The following is a 22716-nucleotide window of genomic DNA, read 5'->3' as shown; positions in this document are numbered from 1 at the left end:
TCGCAAAGCTCAAGGACTGGCGGCGCATCGCCACCCGCTACGACCGCTGTGCTCACACCTTCTTCTCGGCCATCTGCATCGCAGCCGCCGTCATCTTCTGGCTTTGAGCAATGAGTCCTGACCATAGAGGCAACTTCGTCAGGTGCGAATGCAGGGGATCCCGAGGGGAGAGGTAATCCAGGATATTGGACCCACTCTCTGTATAATGTTATGTTCTTATTTTGTTCGCATGATCACAGAGAGTCGAGTGGGTTGCGCGCGTCAGGGTTTTAGACCCGAGTTCCGCACCTGTCGAGCACCGACAAGGCCACCACAAGCGGGCCGGCGATTAGGGAGATTTTGAGGATGAGATTTGCGCGCCAGCTTATGATTTTGGTGCGGGGAGGACGCAAGTATATCGAATGGGATCAAAGGGAAAAGGTTACCGGTACAGGCGCTTAATGCGTTGAAATAACACAAACATGTAATATCCTCGGGCCCCCAAGAAGATGAACTGGTCCATTTTGTCGGCAACAGGTCGGGCCAAATGGGGGCCCGCCTCAGACTTTGGTTGTCACCGTCATTGGGGGCAACCATTTGGGTTATGCCCGACTCGGCGCCCTGCCGGTCAGGCATAATCTCAGATATTTATGTTTATCTAGCTACGCGCTACGCTTGCTGTATGGCTGAGAGTTTCCAGTCAGAGCTATTCTGCCGTGTGAACGTCCACAATTCGGTTGCTTCCGTCGGTTCGTCCGCATCGCCTTCGACAATGTCGCCACTGGCCCGGTCGACGGTCACGTCGCGGGACGAATAGTGCAGCGCCGCCGTAGCATAATCGTGACCGTCCTCACGCCAGCTTTCCGCGATATCCGCCTGCAGGAGCTTGACGTCGGAAACGTCGTTCCTGACGCCGTTCTTGGCATTCTCGGCCAGTTCTTCGGAGAAATAGGATACCATTTCCGGTGTTGCCACTCGGCGCAAAGCGGCATGGTCTTCGCGTCCGAAGGCTTCTTGCACGTCCGCCAGCAGACGCTCGAAGGAGTCGAGGTCCTGCTGCGTCAGGCCGATTTCATCGGCATTGCCCGGCAGAGGCGCGGCATCCTGTCGGGAGCCGAAACCGGGAAAGCCAAAGGATGCGGCGCTGGGGGAATTGCGCGGTGAATCGCCAGGATTGGCAGGCGCCGTCTCGCGATAGGAGAAACTGCCAGGCCCGGAGGATTTGCCGGCCATTGCGGAGGCCGGCGACCGTGTGGACTGGGAGCGGAACATCCTGATGAGCAGCATGACAACACCGCCTATCAGCAGGGCCTGCAGCAGAAAGCCGAACATGCCGGCCAGACCGCCGAACCCGTGGCCAAGCAGCAGCCCGATAAGCCCGCCAAGCGCCAGACCGCGCAGCATCGATCCGCCGAACCCGTTGAGGAAGCCGGGGCGCGACGCCGTTGCGGGCGTCTGGCGGGCTGCGTTGTTCTGGCCGGTGTTAGGTGTCATCGAACGCTCGACCGGGGCGGCCGGCTGCGGCGCCGTGCGGGTCGATGGGGCCGACTGGAACGTGCGGGCGCCGCGGCTGCCGAAGCTTCCGCCACGGCGCGCTTCGGCGTAATCCATCCCGACCATCGAGAATGTCAGGAGCAATCCTGCAAATAGCGTTGCAAAGCGGGTCGTTCGGGACATCGTCGTCATGGTTCTTCCTTGTTCAACTAAGCGTGATACTCATATAGGCATTGGCCTCAGGCGGGACAATGACATCCCCGGACGTCGCTTGCTTTAATTCGATCGCCCACCGCACTGATCGGCTCCCGCAGCGGATGGCGCCCATCCCCGCAATGGCAAGGCGCGCGGAATTGCTGATCATGCTTCGGGAAACCTGCTTTCGGACCGATGTGCCAATCATTTGTGTGTACAGCCTGAAATCCGCTATGCTTCCCTATCTCTGTCTATTCGAGGAGTAAGCGCGATGGTTGGCGGAACGTCCAAGCCAATGAAACCAGCAGCCGGGCAGGCCTCCGAAGAGCCGGTCCTTCTGTCCGGCGGCAATCCTCAGATCGCGAAGGGATATGGCGACACGCCGGTACAGGCCTATATCGCGGCCATGCCGGGTTGGAAGCGCGACATAGGACGCCGCCTTGACGAGATTATCGTGCGCACCATCCCCGGTGTGCGCAAGGCCGTCAAATGGAACTCGCCCTTCTATGGCATTGAGGACAAGGTCTGGTTCGTCAGCTTTCATTGCTTCACAAAATACGTCAAGGTGGCCTTCTTCCGTGGCGCAGCGCTACGTCCTGTCCCTCCAGGCACGTCGAAGCAGAAGGACGTGCGCTATCTCGACATCTATGAGGAGAACCAGTTGGACGAAGCTCAATTCGCCGATTGGGTTAGGCAGGCGAGTCTTTTGCCCGGCGAGTGCATGTGAGCGGCATGAAGACCGGGCAAATGGCATTGAAGGAAAGGCACATCCATTCATGACGAACGGCGTTTTGGACGAGGGAGAAATTCCTCCCGCTCAACTGATCGATGCGAGGATCAGGGAACTGGGTGATTGGCGTGGCCAGATGCTGGCCCGGCTCAGGACTCTTATCCTGGAAGCGGACTCCGAAGTGGTTGAGGAGGTCAAATGGAAAAAGCCGTCAAACGCGATGCGGGGCGTTCCAGTATGGTCGCACGCGGGAATTATCTGTACCGGTGAAACCTATAAAAATACCGTGAAATTGACTTTCGCCAAAGGCGCCTCACTGGAGGACCCTTCGGGCCTTTTCAATTCCAGCCTCAAGGGCAACACAAGGCGAGCCGTCGATTTCCATGAAGGCGACATGATCGATGAAGAGGCGTTGACGGCGCTTATTCGTGCGGCCGCGGCGTTCAACATTTCAGCGCAAGCCGCCCGTCCTGGCGGTTCGCGAAAAAAACCGGAGAGCATCTGACTCTGGAAGCCGGTGGAGTGGCGGGCTCTGGCGGTGCGATCTGTCATTTGCGATTGCAGCGTCCGCGTGCCGCATGGCCTTGCCGACACATATAAACAGCGCAATACCGAATTGCTGGTTTTCACGAGGTCGTAAAAACCGCCGGATCGGCTTGAGCCCGGTCCAGCAATCCCCGACCTGGTTTCTTATCGCCCCGGCCGGTTGGCCGTGACAGCTTTTTCCCCGAACAGGGACGGATGCTGTTTGACCAACTGATCGATGGAACTGAAGACCTGCCTCAGATGCGTCTTCATGTGGAGGGTGGCCAGATCGGGATTGTTCGCCTGCACCGCCGCAACGATATCGGCATGCTGGACATATAGCTGCTCGATATGGCCAGGCTGAGGCAGGCTCAGGTAACGCACCCGGTCAAGTTGGCCTTTCACTGACTGGATCACCTTCCAGCTTCGCGGCAATGCGGCGATGTCGGAGAAGGCGTGGTGAAACTGGTCGTCGAGTAGCATGAAATCATCGAGGCGCCTCGCGTCGACCGCCTGCTTCTGCATCCGAAGCTGTTCGTCAAGACGGGTGGCGAAGGCCGTGTCGGCGTCGCGCGCGACCCTGCGCACAACGGCGATCTCCAGGGCTTCCCGGATGAACCGGGCTTCCATTACCTCGGCTACACGGATGGGAGCGACATAGGTGCCGCGTTGCGGAAAGATATCGACCAGCCCTTCGTCGGCCAGCTTGATCAGCGCCTCGCGCACCGGGGTACGGCTGACGCCGAGTTTCAGCGATAGTTCCTTTTCGCTCAAGGCTTCATTCGGCGCCAGTTCGAGCGTCAGGATCGCCCGTTTGATCTGGCTGTGAACCTGCGCCCCGATCGGCGATTTCGGATCGATGGGCCCGGTCCAGCCTGCTGCCTGACGAACTGACAAATATTCTGCTCCCTGCCGCTAATCCAGCGCCGAAACGGCTGCCATCACGCCGCGCAGTTCGGCCAGCCCGCGCAGGCGGCCGATGATCGGGTAGCCCGGATGGGTCTTGCGCGTGTGATCGTCGATGAGTTCATGGCCATGGTCGGGGCGCATGGGGATGCGCCAGTCCGCGCGGCCTTCCGCCTTGCGGCGGCGGCATTCGGCAAGAAGAATGCGCACGAGTTTGACCATGTCGGTATCGCCACCGAGGTGATCAGCCTCCATGAACGAGCCGTCCGGGTCCTTCTTCACATTGCGCAGATGCGCAAAATGGATCTTGTCGGCGAAGCGCCCGGCGATGGCCGGAACATCATTCGCAGGGTTTGCGCCAAGCGATCCGGAGCACAGCGTCAGGCCGTTGGACGGCGAGGGGACAGCCGAGAGAATGAAATCGATATCCTCGGCGGAAGAGACGATTCTATCGAGCCCGAACAGCGGGCGCGGCGGATCATCGGGATGTACGCAAAGCCTGATTCCAACTTCTTCCGCGGTAGGCACGACTTCACGCAGGAAACGGGCGAAATTCTCACGCAGCTCATAGCGCGAAACGTCGCTGTAGCGCTCCAGCATGGCACGCAGGCCGGGGACGTCGTAGCGCGCATAGGCGCCGGGCAGACCCGCCATGATATTGCCGAGCAGCCGGTCGCGGTCGCTCTGCGAAGACGCGGCCATCCATGCGCGGGCCTTGTCGAGCGTGGCGCTGTCCTGCTCGTCTTCGGCGCCGGGCCGGTTCAGGATATAGCAGTCGAAGGCGGCATATTCATGCAGATTGAATCGCAGCGCCGTGCCACCTCCGGGCAGGGGCTGGCCAAGCTCCGTGCGGGTCCAGTCGAGGATCGGCATGAAATTATAGCAGATGATTTTCAGGCCGCATGCGGCGAGATTGCGCAATGATTGCCGGTATTGATCGAATAGCGGCGTCAGATTGCCGGCGCCTAGCTTGATATCTTCGTGGATCGGGAGACTCTCGACCACACGCCATTCCAGCCCAAGCGAGGGATCGGCGCCGATGATGGCCTGACGGCGCCTGATCTCGTCCGTTGTCCAGATTTCACCATAGGGAACGTGGTGGAGTGCGGTGACGATGCCGCGCGCGCCGGTCTGCCGGATGTGCTTTAGCTCGCAGGCATCGTCCGGCCCGAACCAGCGCCAGGTTTCTTCCATGGTGATTGCGTCGATCTCGTCTGTCATTTTGCTCTTATTCCGCCGTCTGATTAGTTGCGCTGACCGCCGCGTGGGCTCCGTGGGTCAAGAGCGTGCGATAGGCTGCCTCGACCGTCTTGATGAACCGCTCGTCCCGCCCGAGGTCGGCGCCGAATATGCTTCCGATGGAGATCACGTGGCGTACATGCGTTGCCGGACTGGCCTGTCCGTCCGCTTTCAGCTGGTTCGCGAGCGGATCCTTGACATCGATGGCTTGGCCTTTTTCGTCTGTACCGCCGGCATAGGTGATGAAGGCAGCGATGATCAGCGCAAGCCTTTCCCATGGCTGGCCAGCCTTAAGTCGGTCACGGACGGTGCCAAGGATGCGTTGCGGCAGCTTCTGCGATCCGTCCATGGCAATCTGCGCGGTGCGATGGCTGATGGCGGGATTTGAGTAGCGCTCCAGCAACTGGTCCGCATAAGCGGCAAGATCGGTTCCATCGGGCGCGGGCACGGTCGGGATGATTTCGTTGCGCCACAGGCCGGCAAGGAAATCCCTAAAGACGGGATCGGCCACGGTCTGCGATATGGTCTGAATGCCAGAGAGAAATCCCAGATAGGCAAGTGCAGAATGCGTACCGTTGAGCATGCGCAGCTTCATCAACTCGAACGGTTCGACATCGCCGACGAACTGGGCTCCCGCACGTTCCCAGGCGGGCCGTCCTGCTGCGCCGAAAATATCCTCGATGACCCATTGGCGGAAAGGCTCGTGAATGACCGGCGCGAGGTCTCGAAGACCGGTCAGATCGCGGGCCAGCAGCAGATCATTGTCGGTTGCCGCCGGAACGATGCGATCGACCATGGTGCTTGGAAAAGGGGCATTGCTTTCGATCCATGCGGCGAGGCTATCGTCGCTGAGCGCCGCGAAATCACAAACGAGGCCGCGCAGAAGCTTGCCGTTGGAGGGAAGATTGTCACAGCTTACAATCGTAAACGGCGCAATCCCGCGATCCCGGCGCAACTTCAGCGCTGCGACGAGAAACCCGGGAAGGGAGACAGGCCGTTCGCGATGTTCTACATCATGGACGATATCGGGATGCGCCGGGTTGAGCCGTCCCGTCGCCGGATCATGGCAATAGCCCTTTTCCGTTACCGTGATGGTCACGATGCGGATGCCGGAATCAGCCAGAATGCCGATAAGTCTTTCGGGGACTTCAGGCGCCACGATCGATTGCAGAAGCGAACCCATGATGCGCGGCCGGTCGCCCGAAGCAGAACGCTCGATCGTGGTGTAGAGGCCGTCCTGCGGCTCGAGCCTGTCGCGTTGCGAGGGGCTGCGCAGGCTGACGCCGATAATGCCCCAGCCATCGTGTGTCGCCGGATCAGTCTCGATGGCATCGTCATTATAGATGACGCCATGGGCGCGGAAGAATGCGCCGAGCCCGATATGGACGATGCCCGGCCGCAGTTCTGTCCTGTCGAAGGCGGGCAAGCGCACCTTCGCGTTTTGCAGCGTCTTGCTGTCAAGTCTCTCGCTCATCATCACGCTCAATCAAAGAAAATGGAGGGCAGCCACAGGGACAGCGCCGGGATGAAGGTCACCAGCATCAGCACGATGAGATTGCTGAGGATGAAGGGCAGGACCTCGCGGCTGATGACGCTGAGAGGCACCTTGCCGATATTGCCGGCGACGAACAGACAGATGCCGACGGGTGGTGTCGTCAGGCCGATCATCAGATTGATGATAACAATGATGGCGAATTGCACCGGATCGATGCCGACCTGCAGCGCAACGGCGAGCAACGGCGGAAACAAAATGATGAGCGCGGCGATTGTCTCCATGAACGTGCCGACGAAAAGAAGCAGCACGTTGATCATCAGCAGGATCAGATATTTGTTGTCCGTCACCGACAGCATCGCGCCGGCGATCATCTGGGGGATCTGTTCGCTGGTGAGAATCCAGCCGAACACATTGGCAAGGCCGACCAGAAGGATCAGCGCGCCCGATCCGACAGCGGATTCGAGCATGATGCGGGGCAGGTCGCGGAGCTTGAAACCCTTATAGATGAAAAGACCGACGGCGAAGGCATAAAGCGATGCGACAATGGACGCCTCGGTGGGCGTAAAGATACCGCCGACAATGCCGAACAGGATGATCAGGGTCATTAGCACGGCCCAGAAGGCGGCCTTGCCGGAGATGAAGACCTCGCGGAATCCGACCCATTCGCCCTTGGGATAATTGCGCATCCGCGCAATGATATAGACCGTCAGCATCATGCCGAGTCCCATCATGATACCAGGGATGGCGCCGGCGAGGAACATGCGGCCGACGGACAGGCCGGTCAGCGTGCCGACGATGATCATCGGCACTGAGGGCGGAATGATCGGGCCAACTGTCGAGGCCGCGGCGGTGAGCGCCGAGGCGAAGCCTGCACCATAGCCGGATTTCTTCATGGCCGGGATCATCACCGCGCCGATAGAAGCGGTTTCAGAAACAGCCGTTCCGGAGATGCCGGCGAAGATCATCGATCCGGTGACATTGGCAAGGCCGAGGCCGCCCCTGATATGGCCGACAAGGGCATTGCCGAAGCGGACGATCTGGTCGGTGATGCCGCCATTGTTCATCAGATTGCCGGCCAGCACGAAACCGGGAATGCAGAGCAGCACAAAACTGTCCATGCCCGAATACATGAATTGCGGGACGACCGCCAGATCGATGTCGGCGAGGAACAGATAGACGACGGAGGATATGCCAAGCGTGATGGCGACAGGAACGCCGAGCGCTAGGCAGACGACGAAAGTCCCGAAAAGAGCTGCGACCAGCATTACAGCGTCTCCTGATGTTGCATCGGTTTGCCGAAGCCGAAAAGCCGGGCGAGATAGAAGAAGGCAAGTGAAACGGGGATGATGAGGATGGTGATATAGACGATGACCATAGGCGCGTCGAATGACCGGGCGCGTTCGCCAAAGCTGTTCAGTACATAGGCATAGGCGCCGGGGATAATCGCCAGCGAAAAGACGATGACTGCAAGGTCGACGAGCTTTTCAATTGCCCCTTGTGCTTTGGCGGGCAGCGTCGAGGTGAGCAGATCGACATCGACCAGTTCCCCGTCCAGCGCGGCCAGACCACAGGAGAACGCCACCAGATAGAGCAGGGCGAAGCGCGACACTTCTTCCGTCCAGATCGGCGCCGGAAATCCGGGGATGCGTCCCAGGACCTGCAGGGTGACCATGACGATCAGCACGGCAAAGGCCACGACCGTACCGACCCTGCATAGGACCGTTGCGCCGTCGATGATTTTACCGAACAAGCTTTTCATGGCATCAATCCTTGAAGAATGTGGCCGCCCGATAAGAGGGCGGCCCGCTTTTCGAAACAGCCTGGCGCTTATTTGACGGCCAGTATTTCTTCATAGAGCGGCACGACGCTCGGATCGAGTGACTTGACCACCGCCGCTTTTGCCTTTTCGGCGAAAGCGGCCTTGTCGACTTCGACGAACTCCATGCCCTTGCTCTGCAGTTCGCTTTTGAAGCGTTCTTCATCCGCGAGGAAAAGCTCGCGCTCATAGGCTTGCGCCACCTTGGCGGCTTCTGTCACGGCCTTGCGCTGTTCATCCGTCAGGCGGCCCATCATGCGCTGGCTGGCGACGAGATAGATCCAGCTGCGCACATGATCGGTCATGTTCACATAGCGCTGGACCTCGTAGAAGCTCGCCGAACGGATCAATGCAAGGGGATTTTCCTGGGCATCGATGACGTGGCTCTGCAGGCCGGTGAAGACTTCCGAAAAAGCCATCGGTGTCGGTTTGGCGCCCATCGCCTCCCAGACCGAGACGAACAGCGGAACGTTCGGCACGCGCAGCTTCAGCCCGTTGAGATCATCGGGTGACTTGATCGGCCTGTTGGAAGTCAGTTCGCGCGGGCCACGCTCGAACCAGGTGAGCGGCACCAGCTTGGCCTTGGCTTCGATTTCGGCGGCGATCTTCTCGCCGATCGGCCCCTCGACCACCTTGCGCATATGCTCGCTGTCGCGCAGCGCATAGGGCACGGCGAGCAGTGAGGCGTAGGGCGTCCAGTTCTGCAGGGATTCACCGGTGATGGTGAAATCGACAGTTCCGAGCTGCAGCCCCTTGATCAGATCGGTTTCCTTGCCGAGCTGCTCGTTCGGGAAAACCTGCACCTCGAGTTCGCCATTGGTGCGAGCCTTCACCTCTTCGGCGAATTTCATCGCAGCCTTGTGCCAGGAATTATCTTCGTTGCCGAGATGGCCGAGCTTCAGCGTCTTGGCTTCCGCGAGGCCCGGCGTAAGAGCCGTCAGGGCAACACAGGTGGCGAGCATGGCGGCTAGCACACTGCGTCTTTTCAGGTTCGCCTTGATCATATCATCCTCCCTTGTTAGCGGCGCATGCCGCACTCAAATCAACTAAAATCCAGCTGCACTTTTACCGTTTGCTCAGGAGCCCGCTCGATCAGCACGAAAGCGTCCTTCGCGTCGCTGCCACTGAACGTCTGGGTGATCATCGCTTCCGGCTTCAACTGCCCGCTTTCGAGCCACTCCACCACCTCCGGCAAGAGCCGCCGGCTGAGCCGCGAGCCGACAAGCGTCAGTTCCTTCTTGACGATCTCCTGCTGCGATATGTTGCAGGGTGCGGGCGAAAAACCAAGTACTCCGATCCGCCCGGCCGGGCTTGCGACGCGGCAGGCCTCTTCGAGGAGCGCGGGAACGCCAGCGCCGTCGATCACCAAGGTCGGGCCTAACCCGTCATTTTCTCCGGCGACGCTTGCCGGTATGTTATCCTTGCCTGACTGCAAAAGCCGGTCGGCGCCAAACTGCGCGGCGCGATCGAGACGCCGCCTGTCCGGATCGGCGAGGATGACCCGTGCGCCTTTCAACTTGGCGACCTGCAGAACGGTCAACCCAACTGTGCCGGAACCATAGATGAGAACCGTGTCACGCTCGTTGCATCCGGTGCGAGAAAGGACGTTGGCGGCAATCGAGAACGGTTCGGCAAGTGCAGCCACGGGGATGGGCAGGCTCCTGGAGACTTTCACCGCGTTGGACGCCGGCACGACGACTTCCGAACGGAAACCGCCGTCGCGGTGGACGCCCAGCACCTCGAGATTGGCGCAGACATTGGACCGTCCGACACGGCAGGCATAGCAATGGCCGCAGGATATGACAGGATCGACCACGACATGGTCGCCCACCGAAAGCGCCGTCACGGCAGCACCCGTCGCGGCGATGGTGCCGGCGAACTCATGGCCGATGATGCGCGGATATTTGGCAAAGGGATTGGAGCCGTGCAGGATATGAATGTCGGAACCGCAGATTCCGGCGCTCGCTACCTTGATCCGCACTTCGTCCGGGCCGGGTTCGGCGCGTTCGGCCGCGATGATCTCAAGCGAATGGGGCGCACGCACGCGAACTGCTATCAACTCATCCTCCTCGCATGCATTGCTATTTTTCGGTCAAGTCTCATTTTTGCAATACTTTAATACTACCATGGTAGTATGTCAATACGAGGCGCCTGGCGCGGGGCGAGATACTCAGGCAGCGGAGACAGGAGCGGCGGCGGCTTCAAAAAGATATATATCCGGAGGCTCCAGCGTCAGGGTTGACGCTCTCGATGGAGCGCCTTCTCCACGCTGTTCTGTTGACCGCCATCGTCAGTTCGGTTCAGGGTGACGGTACAGCGGATCAAGGAATTCCAGTCGGGTCCGTGCTCGATGATGAGATGCAGGTCCGATATTTCCTCGAAATAGTGCTCGACACTCTTCGCTCCCTGAACGGAGCTATATTCGATCGTGGCTTTCCAGCGTTTATCGCCGTGCAAAGTAACGACGTTGCTCATCCAGGCATCCCATAGCTTAGGCTGCTCAAAAGGTGATGCTCGTCAAGATGACGTACAACAGCGAGCCGCCCGCGCCGGCAATGATCAAAAAGAGCAGCGAAAGGGCGGGGTCGGCGGTCAGTCGGGCAAAATATCTCAACGGGTGCATCCTTGCCTTGGCGATGAATGATCAACGGGGACCGCTGCGCCGCGGGGCTTGCCAGGCCATGCGCGCGGTCCACATCGGTAGATGTCAGGTGCTTCTGTGAGGTGGAAGACATGACGTCCTCCTTTTTATCGTCGGGCAGGGGTTCCATGGCCCACAGGCGGCGGCATCCCGATGGGTGAAAACTGCCGATGTTTGAACCCTATCAGCATGCGGACCCGGAAGCGAGAATAATCGCCGCGCGGTAGGTTCGGGAACGAATAGTTCCTGACGTGCCTGTTATTTGGCAGCCAAAGAGCCTATATAGGGATATGGCCCCCTATGCCCGGCCGCTGAAAGAACATCCGATGAAAACTCCAGTCTTTTACGACCGCGCCGCTCTTGCGGCCTGACGGGCGTTTGCGCGCGAGGAAAATCGGCGCCGGGGATTCAGGGGACTATCACAACAATGCGCCACGGCCCATACGGCTATAGGTTTTGAGAAGGAAAGATCAGGTGAAGAGTATGACAGCCCACCGTTATGTCCTGGGACAAGTCGTCCGCATGAACAACAAGTTTGGTCTTTCGCCCGAAACGGCGGAAACCTATCGCATTACTGCGATTCTGCCGGCCAGAGAGGACAAACTGCCTCAATATCGCATCCGCAATGACGAGGAACGTTACGAGCGCGTGACGACCGAAGACAGCCTGGAAGCAATTATGGATCAATGATGGCGATGCCATCACACCAGCCGGGATTGCAGCCGCAGCAATGACGAGGCGGCACATCGTGTCCGCTCCCTCGATACCGATGCGCGTCCAGCCATCGCAGTCGACGAGGCCCATAATCTCACCAAATCCATGCAACACGCAAATTGCGGCGGGGCTCGCAGGTCGGGATATGCTGACGGCCGCCGGCCTTCCGCTAGAAGCAAGCCGATACGGGAAAGCCGCTTCACACCTATCCGGGCTTGCTCTAAGGAAATATGATCATGAGATATCTCGGCAGAATTCGCGGCGCGGGTTTTATAAAAAGCAACGGCGACACAATGGCATCCGTGCACTATGATCTTGACGGCTATCTGATGAAGCCGGGACATGTGACCGGCAGCGGCGAAATCCGCATGGCGCCAGAGGCGCTGCGCCAGGCGCTCGGTCGCAACGATCTGTCTCTTTTGACAGAAGACGGACGGCTTCTCAGCCTTCGCTTCTCCGAAAAGCTCCTGCCGGAAGCCAGCGAGACCGCTCATGTGGATGTCTCGGGCGAACTGCCCGCGCAGGCCGAGTGGCGCAACTGACGCATGAAGCAGCGTCCAGTCCTTTGATCCCATAATCGTGTAGTGGTGTTTACTTGATGCCGGAATCCCCACGCGTATATTAATACTTGCCGGACAGAAGGCTACTGCATAGTTCCTTATCTCGGGACAAAATCATGCAGCATTTCTAGGTGTTAGAGCCTCCATGCACGTCCGTTTCGACGAGCGCCGCACTGACTGGCGAGGAGGAGAAAAGCCATGTCGGCATTATCGGATCTGCGATCGCTGACTGCGCAACAACGCAATGTCGTGATCGCCAGTTTCCTCGGTTGGATGCTCGACGCCTTTGATTTCTTCATTCTCGTCTTTGTCATGAAATATGTGGCTGAAGAGTTCGGCACAGACATTGCGAGCGTCACAATCGCCATCACGCTGACCCTCGCCATGCGCCCGGTAGGCGCCGTCATCTTTGGCTATCTGGCGGAGAAATTCGGCCGGCGACCGACTCTCATGATTAACATCATGCTCTATGCAGGGATCGAGTTTGCGTCGGGTTTCGCGCCAACCCTGACGGTGCTGATCATCCTGCGCGCCCTTTACGGGGTCGCGATGGGGGGTGAATGGGGTGTTGGCGCTTCGCTCACCATGGAGAGCATTCCGCCAAAGATGCGCGGGCTCGTCTCGGGTCTGCTGCAGGCTGGCTATCCGGCGGGATATCTTATCGCCTCGCTGGTCTTCTTCCTGTTATTTCCCGTGATCGGCTGGCGCGGCATGTTCATGCTGGGCGCGCTGCCGGCACTTCTCGTACTCTATATCCGCTCGAATGTGGAGGAATCCCCTGTCTTCATGGAACGCAAGAGCAGGACAGAACGTATCAGCACATGGTCCGTTTTGAAGCAGCACGCCAGGCTGTTCGTCTATGCCGTACTCCTGATGACCGCCTTCAATTTCTTCAGCCATGGTACGCAGGATCTCTACCCGACCTTCCTCGAAGTACAGAAGAACCTGTCGACCACCACCGTCGGGACGATCGCGGTTATATACAATATCGGCGCGATCCTGGGCGGCATTACCTTCGGCATGTTCTCCGAAAAAATCGGGCGGCGGCGCGGAATCGTTATTGCCGCATTGCTCGCGCTGCCCGTCATCCCGCTGTGGGTCTATTCGTCGAGCCCTGCGCTGCTGGCAACCGGCGCTTTTTTGATGCAGTTCGCCGTGCAAGGTGCCTGGGGAATTGTCCCCGCCCACCTCAATGAGCTCTCGCCTGATGAATTGCGCAGCACTTTTCCCGGGCTGGTCTATCAACTGGGCAATCTGATCGCCGCCGCCAACGCCACCATGCAGGCCGGGCTCGCCGAACATTATAACAATGACTATGCCTTTTCGCTTGCACTCTTCGTCGCTGTGGTCGCCATCATTGTCGCGCTCCTGGCCGGTTTCGGGACAGAAGCCAAAGGGGTGCTATTCGGGAAAGCCGCGCCGATCCGTCGGTGAGGCTTGGGAAGCATTCTACGCACGTCCGGTTTTTCTGTTGATCGATGGGGGAAGAGTCTGGGCATCGTCCCGGTGCGCTGCCTGATGAGGTCATAGAACCGGCTGATTGAACCAAACCGCATTCATGGGCGATCGCGAGATTGGGTCATCGGCGTCGGCGACGCGCTGCATCGCTTGGCCGACCGGTTTGCCGATGAATTGCATCAGGCGCCCGTCACCTTCCGCGATAGCGCCCCCGCCGACCGGTTAACGCTAAATGCCGAGATCATGCTGAGCGGGTCCACGTAAACACCAGATTGCCAGCTTTTGCATTCTGTTGTACCCGGCAGTACCAGGGAGGGACGGAGATGCCTTTTTCACTTTTCAATTTTGAGAGCAGGCTTGCCGTTGTCACGGGATCAAGCCAGGGGATAGGCTTGGCGCTGAACATCGACATGATGGCAAGCTTATGAGGTCAGTGATGCGGGTTATTGTCATGGGCGTTTCCGGCTCGGGCAAGTCCACGGTCGGCGAAGTGCTTGCAGAAAAGCTCGGTCTGCCGTTTCTGGAAGGCGACACGCTCCATCCGAAAGGCAATGTCGAGAAAATGTCGGCGGGTATCCCGCTGAGTGATGAGGATCGGTGGCCATGGCTCGACCTGATCGGCGCCCGTCTGGCTGAGGCGTCTGACGGCGTCGTCATTTCCTGCTCGGCGCTGAAAAAGACCTATCGTGACCGCTTGCGGCAGAAGGCCGCAGCACCGCTCTTCTTCGTCTTCCTCGACGGAAGCCTTGCCGTCCTGCGTGAACATATGGCGCATAGGACGGGACATTTCATGCCACTTTCCATGCTCGACAGCCAGCTTGCGACGCTTGAACCGCCCATCGGCGAACCCCTCGTGCTGCGACAGGATATCGCCGTGCCTATCGATCATATTGTCGAAACCAGCGCGACCTGGCTACTGGGCAGCGAGGTATGAGCCATCGGTGTCCCGGCTATGCTCCTTTGGTCGCCTTGATGGCATAGCGATGCTGCACAATGCGCGCCATGCCTTTCCAGAGTCCCATATGTCTAGCCTGGGCCCGATGGATCTGGCGCATATCCTTATCGATCGTCACGTTCTGAAATCCTGCTTTTCTCAGGAGATCGGCAACCGCTTCTGCCCGGGCGCCGCCGGAAAAATGAACCCGTGAGAGAATGCTTCGATGGACCTCCGCCATTTGCTGCGAGAATTGTCCAGGTTGAGGGTGGGCAAACCCCAATCGTTGCGAAAGGCTCGCGAGTTTCTGGATAAGCTTTTCGAAGAATGTGACGTTAACGAAATCACCATCGACGATCAGAACAGAGCCGCCGGGCTTGAGAACGCGCAGCCATTCGGCAAATGCGGCTTCCGGGTTCACCAGGGTCCAGACCAGATGGCGGTTTGTGATGACATCATAATGATTGTCCGGCTCCATGGTGTTTTCCGCGTCACCCAGCCGGAACGCAATCTTGCGGTTTTCAGCCTTTGCCTTGGCGCGGGCGCGCTCGAGCATCGGCTCGGCCCAGTCCATTCCAGTGACATCAAAACCGATATCGTCCATCAGCATTGATATGACGCCGGTGCCGCTGGCGAGGTCGAGCGCGGTTCGTCCCTTGCCATCGCCCAGATGCCTGGTGATCAGGCGATACCAGGCAGATCGTTCCTCCTCGGAGAATATTGCGTGACCTGGAGACAGGTCGAATGTCGCCGCACGTTGCGACCAGTACGCCTTGATCTCGTCGCGGAGACCGAAGTTCGATCCGTTTGAGGATCCGTCCATCACCATATCCACCTGCTGCATGTTTGGAAGTCTTCTAAAAAATATATGTTGACGGTGAAAGTCATGAAATAATAGAAGGCACGAGTTTTCCACGGAGTTACGCACGATGCGGTTATTTAGCAAGGCGGCGATTGTCGCCATGGGTTGGCTTGTCACTCTGTCCAGCGGAGCGCTTGCAGACAAGGTCAAGATCAGGGACATAGCCGGTCGCGAGGTCGAGGTAAACGTTCCGGTCAAACATGTCATTCTCGGAGAAGGCCGCCAGGTTTATTTCACCGCCATTCTCGATCGTGACAATCCGTTCAAGCGCGTCGTCGGATGGCGCGACGATCTGCCGAAGGCCGATCCCGAGAGTTATGCCGCATATCTGGACATGTACCCGTCGATTGCTGATCTGCCGACCTTCGGCGGGATGAAAGACGGAACATTCGACATTGAACAGGCGGTGGCTCTCAAGCCCGATGTCATCATCATGAACATCGATGCCAAGATCGCGACAGAAGAGGCTGGGTTCGTCGAAAAGCTCGGCAAGGTCGGGATTCCGGTCGTTTATATAGACTTCCGCGAGAAGCCGATGGAAAACACCGAAGCGAGTATCCGCATCATCGGAGAGCTTTTCAGAAAGCAGGACAAGGCGGAGGAATTCGTCAAGTTCCGCTCTGAGAATATCGCGAAAGTCACCGACGCCCTGGCGAAGTCCAGCGCGCCGAAGCCATTGGTCTTCATGGAGCGCGCCGGCGGCTATTCCGATGATTGCTGCATGTCGTTCGGCGACGAGAATTTCGGCAAGATGGTCGAGATCGCGGGCGGCATAAACCTGGCGAAGGATATCATCCCCGGGACATTCGGCAATGTTAACCCCGAGCAGATCATCGCCTCCAATCCGGACCAGATCATCATTACTGGAGGCAACTGGCAGGGCTATGTGCCGGGTGGCAACTGGGTCGGGGTGGGCTATGGCGCTGATCAAAAGGAAGCACGGCGCAAGCTTGAGGCGCTGACCAAGCGTCCCGCCTTCACGGGGGTGAAAGCCGTCAAGGATAGAAATGTTCACGCCATCTGGCACCAGTTCTACAACAATCCCTATCAATTCGTGGCCATTCAAGAGATCGCGAAATGGCTGCATCCGGATCTGTTCGCAGATCTCGATCCGGTGGCGACTTTCAAGGAACTGCACGAACGGTTTCTGCCCCTTGATTATAAACCGGGCTATTTCGTCTCGCTCAAAGAGGGAGACGGGGAATAATGGCCGTCGTCTCCGAGGATAGCGGATTGCCCGCAGCGCGCGATACATATCGCGCGCTGGTGTTCCGTCGCTCGGTGCTTATTGCGTTGCTTGTTGCGGGGCTGCTTGTAAGCGTATCCGTCGATATGGCGCTCGGACCTGCCAATTATGCGCTTGTCGATGTGCTGGATGCGCTTTTCAACCCCGGTGCGGTGAGCGATCAGCTGCGGGTCGTGATCTGGGATATCCGCATGCCGATCGCGCTGATGGCGGTCACTGTCGGGGCCTCCCTTTCGGTTGCGGGCGCACAGATGCAGACGATCCTCGCCAACCCGCTCGCCAGTCCCTTCACTTTGGGGATTTCAGCCGCCGCAGGTTTTGGCGCAGCGCTCGCTCTCGTGGGCGGCGTTGCGATCTTTCCGTTTGCCATACATTTCATGGTGCCGGCCAATGCCTTCCTGATGGCAATGCTGGCGGCCCTGTTCATCCATTTTGCCTCGACCATGCGTGGCGTGACTGTCGAGACGATCGTGCTTCTCGGAATCGCGCTCGTCTTCACCTTCAACGCGCTCCTGTCACTGCTCCAATATCTCGCTTCGGAGCAGGCCCTGGCAGCCGTTGTTTTCTGGACCATGGGCAGCCTTACTAAGGCGACATGGCCGAAAGTCGCGATAACGGCGGCAACCTTGTTCCTTACCCTTCCGCTTTTCGCGCGGCGCGCATGGGCGCTGACCGCCTTGCGGCTGGGCGAGGACAAGGCGGCCAGCCTCGGCGTCAAGGTGCGTTACCTCCGTTTAGAGACGATGCTGGTCGTCAGCCTTCTGGCAGCCATTCCGGTGTCGTTTGTCGGCACGATCGGGTTTGTCGGCCTCGTGGGACCCCACATCGCGCGCATGCTGGTCGGCGAGGATCAACGATTCTTCCTGCCGGCGTCGGTCCTTTGCGGCGCGCTGCTCCTGTCCGCTACTTCGGTTGCAAGCAAGACGCTCATACCGGGCGCGGTGCTTCCCATAGGCGTGATGACGGCGCTTGTCGGTGTGCCCTTCTTCTTCGTGCTCATTTTCACCCATCGGAAACGCTCATGGTAAGCATAGCGGTTGAACAGCTTGGCGCGAAATATGGCAAGCAGACCGTGCTTGCCAATGTCACCACCGGTATGTTGAAGGGCGGGAGCATGACCGCGGTCATCGGCCCGAACGCGGCGGGCAAGTCCACCTTGTTCAAGCGCATCGCCGGTCTCATATCCGGACCCGGTCTGGTCCATCTGTCGGACACGGTGAAAGGCTCTGAAACCATCTGCTACATGCCGCAGGACACAGGAGCAAACGCAGTTCTGACTGTTTATGAATCCGTGCTGCTCGCGGCCAAGCAGGGGTCGAGCCTGAAGGTTCACGACAGCGAGCTGCGCGAGATCGACCGTATCCTCGCAGCGCTCAGGATCCAGGCGCTTGCCTTCAAGAGCCTCGGCGAACTGTCGGGAGGTCAACGGCAGCTCGTGTCAATCGCTCAGGCGCTGGTCCGCAATCCGGAAGTCCTGCTAATGGACGAGCCGACATCTGCCCTGGACTTGTTCAGGCAGGTCGAGGTTCTCGGCTTCATGAAGGAACTATCCTCGCGATCGGGCATGGCAGTTCTGATAGCGCTGCACGACCTCAATCACGCCTTGCGCTATTGCGAGCAGACAATCGTCATTGCGGATGGCGCCATGATCGTCAGCGGGCCGACTGAAGACGTGATATCGGAGGATCTTCTGCGCGATGTCTACCGCGTCAATGCGCGCATCGAGGCCTGCTCGAAAGGACGCCCGATCGTCATCATCGACGATTCGATTCTTTAATCAGGCTATCCATCGCGAGGCCGCTGCTCCGGCAGATTTGCCAATTATCTGACCCTGGCCGGGGTTGATAAGTTTCATTGCAGACGAAGGGCAATACAGATAATCAGCGGTCGTGCAAAGGAGCACTCCCCCCCAGTTTCAAAATAACCAGCCCCGATCTGTAAATGGCATCAAGCCGTCTTTCAACGAGATTGTACAGCCCTCCGGTTGCTGCTTCAATTTCATTTTTGGTGAAGCCAAGTGTCGTTAACGCGGTCAAAAATTGAAGATATGTGTTCTGCACAATATCTCGACGGTGCTTTTGAAACCCCGTCGGGAAAGGTAGATTATCACTCCATTGATCGACGATATTGCTGATCTGCTTGTATGATACTGTCATGTGCCGCCCCCTTTGCAGGAAAGTACAAATTGAGACCGGGTTTGGCTAGTTAAAATTTTACACTTTTACCACAATTTCAAGCATATCCGCCGTCAGATTGTACGTATAGGTGGAAAGGCTTATAGTATTGTGCCCTTGAACCGCAAGGTTCTGGGTGGCTGGCTCCATGCCCGTCCCGCGAAGTCGTGCGTGGGGCCAGTTCATGTGTTGACGATGCGTTTGCAGCGTCGGCAATGATGATGCCTACCAAATTTCAAATTGACCGGAACATTTTTTATGCCGGTTTGTTTCGATGTCGAGGACATGTCAGGCACGCATATCGCAAAAGCCTCTTGAATGAGACCGTCCCGCCATCTGTTTGCTGTCCCAAATTATATCAGCCCGTGAATAACAAACCACACCAGCTTTGTGCGTGAATATAACTCAACAACAACGAAACAAATAGTAGCGCTTTTAAGTTTTCCTCATAGGAAGAGAAATGATGAAAAACACTGAGACAAAATCCGAGCATGGAGCGAATACCGACTGGATGAATTCTAACGAGCCGATTGACAATACGATCCGATATCTCGCTGAGCATACGGATCTTTCGCCCAACCAGGCAAGAGAACTTATCGAAAAACACGGCACCGATCGGGAGAAGCTCCTGAAAATCGCCAGTACAATGAAAGCGGAGGGTTAACAGGAGACTGGCAAGCGTTTTATCATCGTCGAATTCATGGGATCGACGTCGGCAAATGGCGGTTCTATCTCACCCTGGAGCCACCCACGTCGAAAATACGATGGTCGGCTGCGGCACATTGAATCCAGATTTTGCTCCCGGTTTCGACAGCATGATCGGCCCGGTATTCTGCCACGAGCGGCTGACCGTCGTCGAGTTGGCAATAGAGATATTGGGTGCCGCCCAGATATTCGGCGAAATCGACTTTCGCCGGGATTGCCTCTCCGGCATTTTCCATAACGCTCAGGTTTTCAGGGCGGATACCGAAGGTGATCTTCTCGCCTTCCTGAAGTGTTTGCGCCGCAATCGGCGATCTGATCTTTTGTCCTGCCAATTCGACATAATCGTCGCCGCTCCATGTCGCATCGAGCAGGTTCATCCGTGGTGAACCGATGAATCCGGCGACGAAGGTATTGTCGGGATTTTCATAAACCTCGCGCGGGCTTCCCTGCTGTTCGATACGGCCATTGCGCAGCACGACGATATTGTCGGCGAGTGTCATCGCTTCCGTCTGGTCGTGGGTCACGTAGATCATGGTGTTGCCGAGCTCGCGGTGCAGCCGGGCAATCTCGATGCGCATGGAGACACGAAGCTCCGCATCGAGATTGGACAAGGGCTCATCGAAGAGGAAGACGTCGGGCTTCCTCACGATGGCGCGTCCGATGGCGACACGCTGTCGCTGGCCGCCTGACAGCTGTCCCGGCCGGCGGTCGAGCAGATGGTCGATCTTCAGGATGGAGGCCGCTGAATTGACGCGCGCGTCGATTTCCTCAGCCTTCGTGCGCATCATCTTCAGGCCAAAGCCGAGATTGTCCCGCACACTCATATGCGGATAAAGCGCATAGGACTGGAAGACCATCGCGATGCCACGCTCGGATGGATCCAGATCGGTGACATCACGTCCATTGATCGCGATTTCGCCGTCGGTGACTTCCTCAAGTCCCGCGATCATACGCAGCAGCGTCGATTTTCCGCAGCCCGATGGGCCGACGAACACCACGAAAGAGCCTTCGGCAATCGTAAGGTTGACGCCGTGGATGACATCCACATTGCCGAAGCTCTTGCGGATGTCGGCGAGCACAACACCGGTTCCGGCCATCTTATTCATGGTTCAACTTCCCCGCTCGCATCCAGACGAGCATTTCTCCGGGCGCCCGGTTGTCCCAGAAGGGATAGGGGACGAAACGCGCCGTTGCCTTCCGCTTTTCAGGCGGTGAGGTGCGGTAGAGTACATCGCCCCAATTGGCCTCCTCGCGGGTGGCGGGAAGTTCGAGCGCGACCGCGCCGCGCAATTCGGCGATCTCCGTGGTCTTTGCTTGCGCAACATCACCTTCCAACTCAAGGGCGTTGAGGCCTTCGCCATTATCCACCGCCTCGGCGCAATAGACGAGGGGACCGCGCATCAGCGCGACGCGGCCCGCATCCTGGCGCACCAGCGGATTAGCCCAAAGTGCGCGCGGGATCAGCGGAATATCGAGATCGACATGATCGCCGGTTTTCCATTCGCGTTCAATGCGGGCATAGCCCTCGACCGTAATCCTGGTTAAATCGAGCGCCTCGCCGTTGACCCTGATGGAAGCACCGCTCGCCCATTCGGGGATGCGAAGCGACAGAGCGAAGCGGGCAGGCTGGCCCGTCGAGATATCGAACCGTATTGCGCCATCCCAGGGATAGCGCGTCTTCTGCGCGAGTTCGATCCTGGCGCCGTCCATTTCAAAACTGGCCTTGCTTTCCCCATAGAGATGCACGGCAATCTCGTCATCGGCGACGGCATACATATAGGAGCCGATCGAGGCGAGCAGGCGCGCGATGTTCGGCGGGCAGCAAGGGCAATGGTGCCAGGTCCAGCGGTGGTGCTTGCCAGCGCTTTCCAGCGGATTTTCGTAAGTGAAGGTCTTGCCGTCGAGTGAGAGGCCGGCCATTGCGCCATTATAGAGCGCCTGCTCCATAATATCGCCATAGCGCCGATTCGGCCCGCGCCCAAGCATGCGATTGGCCCAGAAGACCAGGCCGACGGAGGCGCAGGTCTCCGCATAGGCGCTTTCGTTCGGCAGATCGTAATAGTCGGTGAAGCCTTCGTTCGAAGCCGCGGGGCCGATGCCGCCGGTCACATACATCTGCTTGGTGGTCAGGTCGTCCCATAGCGTTTCAAGCGCGGAGGTCAGCGTGTCGTCCTTATATTCAGTGGCGATATCGGCCATACCGGAATAAAGATACATGGCGCGAACGGCATGGCCTACGACTTGTCTCTGCTCCCGCACCGGTAGATGGGCCTGGCCATATTCATAGGTTTTCTGAATGAAGTCCGCGGGGTCGCGACCGTCGCGAATGGCTTCCTGGTCAAAAAAATGCGGCTCGGTTCCGCGTTCGTCGATGAAGAACTTGCAAAGGTCGAGATATTTCTTCTCACCGGTCACGCGGGCTAGCTTGACCAGCGCCAGCTCGATTTCCTCGTGACCGCAATAGCCGCGAAGCTGGCCCTCACCATGGCCGAAGACGGTGATCAGATAGTCGGTGTAGCGGCACATGATATCGAGCAGCTTGCGTTTGCCGGTCGCCTGAAAGTAAGCAACCGCGCCCTCGATCAGATGGCCGCCGCAATATAGCTCGTGATGATCGCGCAGATTGGTCCAGCGGCGGTCGGGTTGTACGCGCTGGAACCATGCGTTGAGGTAGCCGTCCTCGTCCTGCAGTTTCTCGTAGAGATCGATGATGGCATCGACGCGAGCCTCGAGTTGTGGATTCGGCCGGCGATAGAGCGAATATGCAACGGTTTCGATCGACTTCCCGAGATCGCTGTCCCAGAACATCTGCGTCGTGCCGCCCCAGGGCTGGATGGGGATGACGATGCCGGGGCTGGGCTCGTTCATATCGATTGCCTGCACCATGCCCGCTTCGACGCAGCGGTTGAGAAGCGTTTCGGCGGTGGAATTGCAGATCGCATCCTGGCGGTCGCCGAACAGGCCCGCAATCTCGACACTCGGGACGGGAAGGGGGCGGAACTGGCGGTCTCTTTTCAACTGGGTCATGGCTTGTCCGTTTTAT

Annotated in this window: 23 protein-coding genes and 1 pseudogene; 11 read left to right on the top strand and 13 right to left on the bottom strand. The window is 58.3% G+C overall.

Annotated features, from left to right (window positions below; all coding sequences use genetic code 11):
* Window positions 1-107, top strand: a pseudogene (locus DUT91_RS21585) (IS5/IS1182 family transposase); the annotation flags it as partial.
* Window positions 108-648: 541 nt separating this feature from the next.
* Here DUT91_RS21585 and DUT91_RS21580 read toward each other — a convergent pair.
* On the bottom strand, window positions 649-1665 hold the full coding sequence (locus tag DUT91_RS21580) for a Tim44 domain-containing protein (RefSeq protein ID WP_245419871.1): 1017 nt from the start codon (window positions 1663-1665) through the stop codon (window positions 649-651).
* 274 nt (window positions 1666-1939) lie between these two features.
* Between DUT91_RS21580 and DUT91_RS21570 the strand changes: the two genes are divergently transcribed.
* Both DUT91_RS21570 and DUT91_RS21565 read left to right on the top strand, forming a co-directional pair.
* Entirely contained in the window at window positions 1940-2395 is a 456-nt protein-coding gene (locus DUT91_RS21570) for a DUF1801 domain-containing protein (RefSeq protein WP_114442543.1), read from the top strand.
* A 49-nt stretch (window positions 2396-2444) separates the two neighbouring features.
* A complete protein-coding gene (locus DUT91_RS21565; protein ID WP_114442542.1) occupies window positions 2445-2903 on the top strand; it encodes a DUF1801 domain-containing protein in 459 nt (152 codons plus the stop codon).
* A 185-nt stretch (window positions 2904-3088) separates the two neighbouring features.
* Here DUT91_RS21565 and DUT91_RS21560 read toward each other — a convergent pair whose 3' ends face one another.
* The 8 genes from DUT91_RS21560 to DUT91_RS21525 all read right to left on the bottom strand — a co-directional run bounded on the left by DUT91_RS21560 (window position 3089) and on the right by DUT91_RS21525 (window position 10854).
* The gene (locus DUT91_RS21560) at window positions 3089-3820 is read right to left on the bottom strand and encodes a GntR family transcriptional regulator (RefSeq protein ID WP_114442541.1); all 732 of its coding nucleotides are present in this window, start codon (window positions 3818-3820) and stop codon (window positions 3089-3091) included.
* Between the two features lie 18 nt (window positions 3821-3838).
* Window positions 3839-5023 (bottom strand): mannonate dehydratase, encoded by a 1185-nt coding sequence (gene uxuA, locus DUT91_RS21555; RefSeq protein WP_114442551.1) that lies wholly within the window; start codon window positions 5021-5023, stop codon window positions 3839-3841.
* Between the two features lie 34 nt (window positions 5024-5057).
* Window positions 5058-6542, bottom strand: a complete 1485-nt coding sequence (locus tag DUT91_RS21550) for a mannitol dehydrogenase family protein (RefSeq protein WP_245419869.1) — start codon at window positions 6540-6542, stop codon at window positions 5058-5060.
* 8 nt (window positions 6543-6550) lie between these two features.
* Complete coding sequence (locus DUT91_RS21545) at window positions 6551-7828, bottom strand: TRAP transporter large permease (RefSeq protein ID WP_114442539.1); 1278 nt, start codon at window positions 7826-7828, stop codon at window positions 6551-6553.
* On the bottom strand, window positions 7828-8322 hold the full coding sequence (locus tag DUT91_RS21540) for a TRAP transporter small permease (RefSeq protein ID WP_114442538.1): 495 nt from the start codon (window positions 8320-8322) through the stop codon (window positions 7828-7830). The genes DUT91_RS21545 and DUT91_RS21540 overlap by 1 nt, the downstream gene beginning before the upstream one ends.
* A 68-nt stretch (window positions 8323-8390) precedes the next feature.
* Window positions 8391-9383 (bottom strand): TRAP transporter substrate-binding protein, encoded by a 993-nt coding sequence (locus tag DUT91_RS21535; protein ID WP_114442537.1) that lies wholly within the window; start codon window positions 9381-9383, stop codon window positions 8391-8393.
* Window positions 9384-9421: 38 nt separating this feature from the next.
* Window positions 9422-10438, bottom strand: a complete 1017-nt coding sequence (locus tag DUT91_RS21530; protein ID WP_114442536.1) for a Zn-dependent oxidoreductase — start codon at window positions 10436-10438, stop codon at window positions 9422-9424.
* Window positions 10439-10611: 173 nt separating this feature from the next.
* A complete protein-coding gene (locus tag DUT91_RS21525; protein WP_114442535.1) occupies window positions 10612-10854 on the bottom strand; it encodes a hypothetical protein in 243 nt (80 codons plus the stop codon).
* 649 nt (window positions 10855-11503) lie between these two features.
* Here DUT91_RS21525 and DUT91_RS21515 point away from each other — a divergent pair.
* From DUT91_RS21515 to DUT91_RS21500, 4 genes are all read left to right on the top strand, one after another.
* Complete coding sequence (locus DUT91_RS21515; protein WP_114442533.1) at window positions 11504-11710, top strand: hypothetical protein; 207 nt, start codon at window positions 11504-11506, stop codon at window positions 11708-11710.
* A 260-nt stretch (window positions 11711-11970) separates the two neighbouring features.
* Window positions 11971-12276, top strand: a complete 306-nt coding sequence (locus DUT91_RS21510) for a hypothetical protein (protein WP_114442550.1) — start codon at window positions 11971-11973, stop codon at window positions 12274-12276.
* Between the two features lie 216 nt (window positions 12277-12492).
* Window positions 12493-13728, top strand: a complete 1236-nt coding sequence (locus tag DUT91_RS21505; RefSeq protein WP_114442532.1) for an MFS transporter — start codon at window positions 12493-12495, stop codon at window positions 13726-13728.
* 457 nt (window positions 13729-14185) lie between these two features.
* Complete coding sequence (locus tag DUT91_RS21500; RefSeq protein WP_425373833.1) at window positions 14186-14686, top strand: gluconokinase; 501 nt, start codon at window positions 14186-14188, stop codon at window positions 14684-14686.
* Between the two features lie 16 nt (window positions 14687-14702).
* On the opposite strand, the gene DUT91_RS21495 is transcribed toward DUT91_RS21500, so the two are convergent.
* On the bottom strand, window positions 14703-15509 hold the full coding sequence (locus tag DUT91_RS21495) for a class I SAM-dependent methyltransferase (protein ID WP_114442548.1): 807 nt from the start codon (window positions 15507-15509) through the stop codon (window positions 14703-14705).
* Window positions 15510-15615: 106 nt separating this feature from the next.
* Between DUT91_RS21495 and DUT91_RS21490 the strand changes: the two genes are divergently transcribed.
* The 3 genes from DUT91_RS21490 to DUT91_RS21480 are packed head-to-tail and all read left to right on the top strand — an operon-like array spanning window position 15616 to window position 18571.
* A complete protein-coding gene (locus tag DUT91_RS21490; protein ID WP_114442531.1) occupies window positions 15616-16755 on the top strand; it encodes an ABC transporter substrate-binding protein in 1140 nt (379 codons plus the stop codon).
* Window positions 16755-17822, top strand: coding sequence for a FecCD family ABC transporter permease (locus DUT91_RS21485; protein ID WP_114442530.1), 1068 nt, complete (start codon window positions 16755-16757; stop codon window positions 17820-17822). The genes DUT91_RS21490 and DUT91_RS21485 overlap by 1 nt, the downstream gene beginning before the upstream one ends.
* A complete protein-coding gene (locus DUT91_RS21480) occupies window positions 17816-18571 on the top strand; it encodes an ABC transporter ATP-binding protein (protein ID WP_114442529.1) in 756 nt (251 codons plus the stop codon). The genes DUT91_RS21485 and DUT91_RS21480 overlap by 7 nt, the downstream gene beginning before the upstream one ends.
* A gap of 103 nt (window positions 18572-18674) precedes the next feature.
* On the opposite strand, the gene DUT91_RS21475 is transcribed toward DUT91_RS21480, so the two are convergent.
* Window positions 18675-18950 carry a hypothetical protein gene (locus DUT91_RS21475; protein WP_114442528.1) on the bottom strand — a complete coding sequence of 92 codons (276 nt, stop codon included), beginning with the start codon at window positions 18948-18950 and terminating at the stop codon, window positions 18675-18677.
* A gap of 478 nt (window positions 18951-19428) precedes the next feature.
* On the opposite strand from DUT91_RS21475, the gene DUT91_RS21470 reads away from it, so the two are divergent.
* Window positions 19429-19632, top strand: a complete 204-nt coding sequence (locus tag DUT91_RS21470) for a hypothetical protein (RefSeq protein ID WP_114442527.1) — start codon at window positions 19429-19431, stop codon at window positions 19630-19632.
* Between the two features lie 64 nt (window positions 19633-19696).
* Here DUT91_RS21470 and DUT91_RS21465 read toward each other — a convergent pair whose 3' ends face one another.
* A complete protein-coding gene (locus tag DUT91_RS21465; protein ID WP_425373832.1) occupies window positions 19697-20770 on the bottom strand; it encodes an ABC transporter ATP-binding protein in 1074 nt (357 codons plus the stop codon).
* Between the two features lies 1 nt (window position 20771).
* A complete protein-coding gene (locus tag DUT91_RS21460) occupies window positions 20772-22700 on the bottom strand; it encodes a glycoside hydrolase family 127 protein (protein WP_114442525.1) in 1929 nt (642 codons plus the stop codon).
* Between the last annotated feature and the right edge of the window lie 16 nt (window positions 22701-22716).

Source organism: Paramesorhizobium salinisoli (assembly GCF_003335045.1).
GTDB classification, from domain to species: Bacteria; Pseudomonadota; Alphaproteobacteria; order Rhizobiales; family Rhizobiaceae; genus Paramesorhizobium; species Paramesorhizobium salinisoli.
The sequence above is the reverse complement of the archived record's forward strand: the minus strand, read 5'-3'. Positions and strand labels throughout refer to the sequence as shown.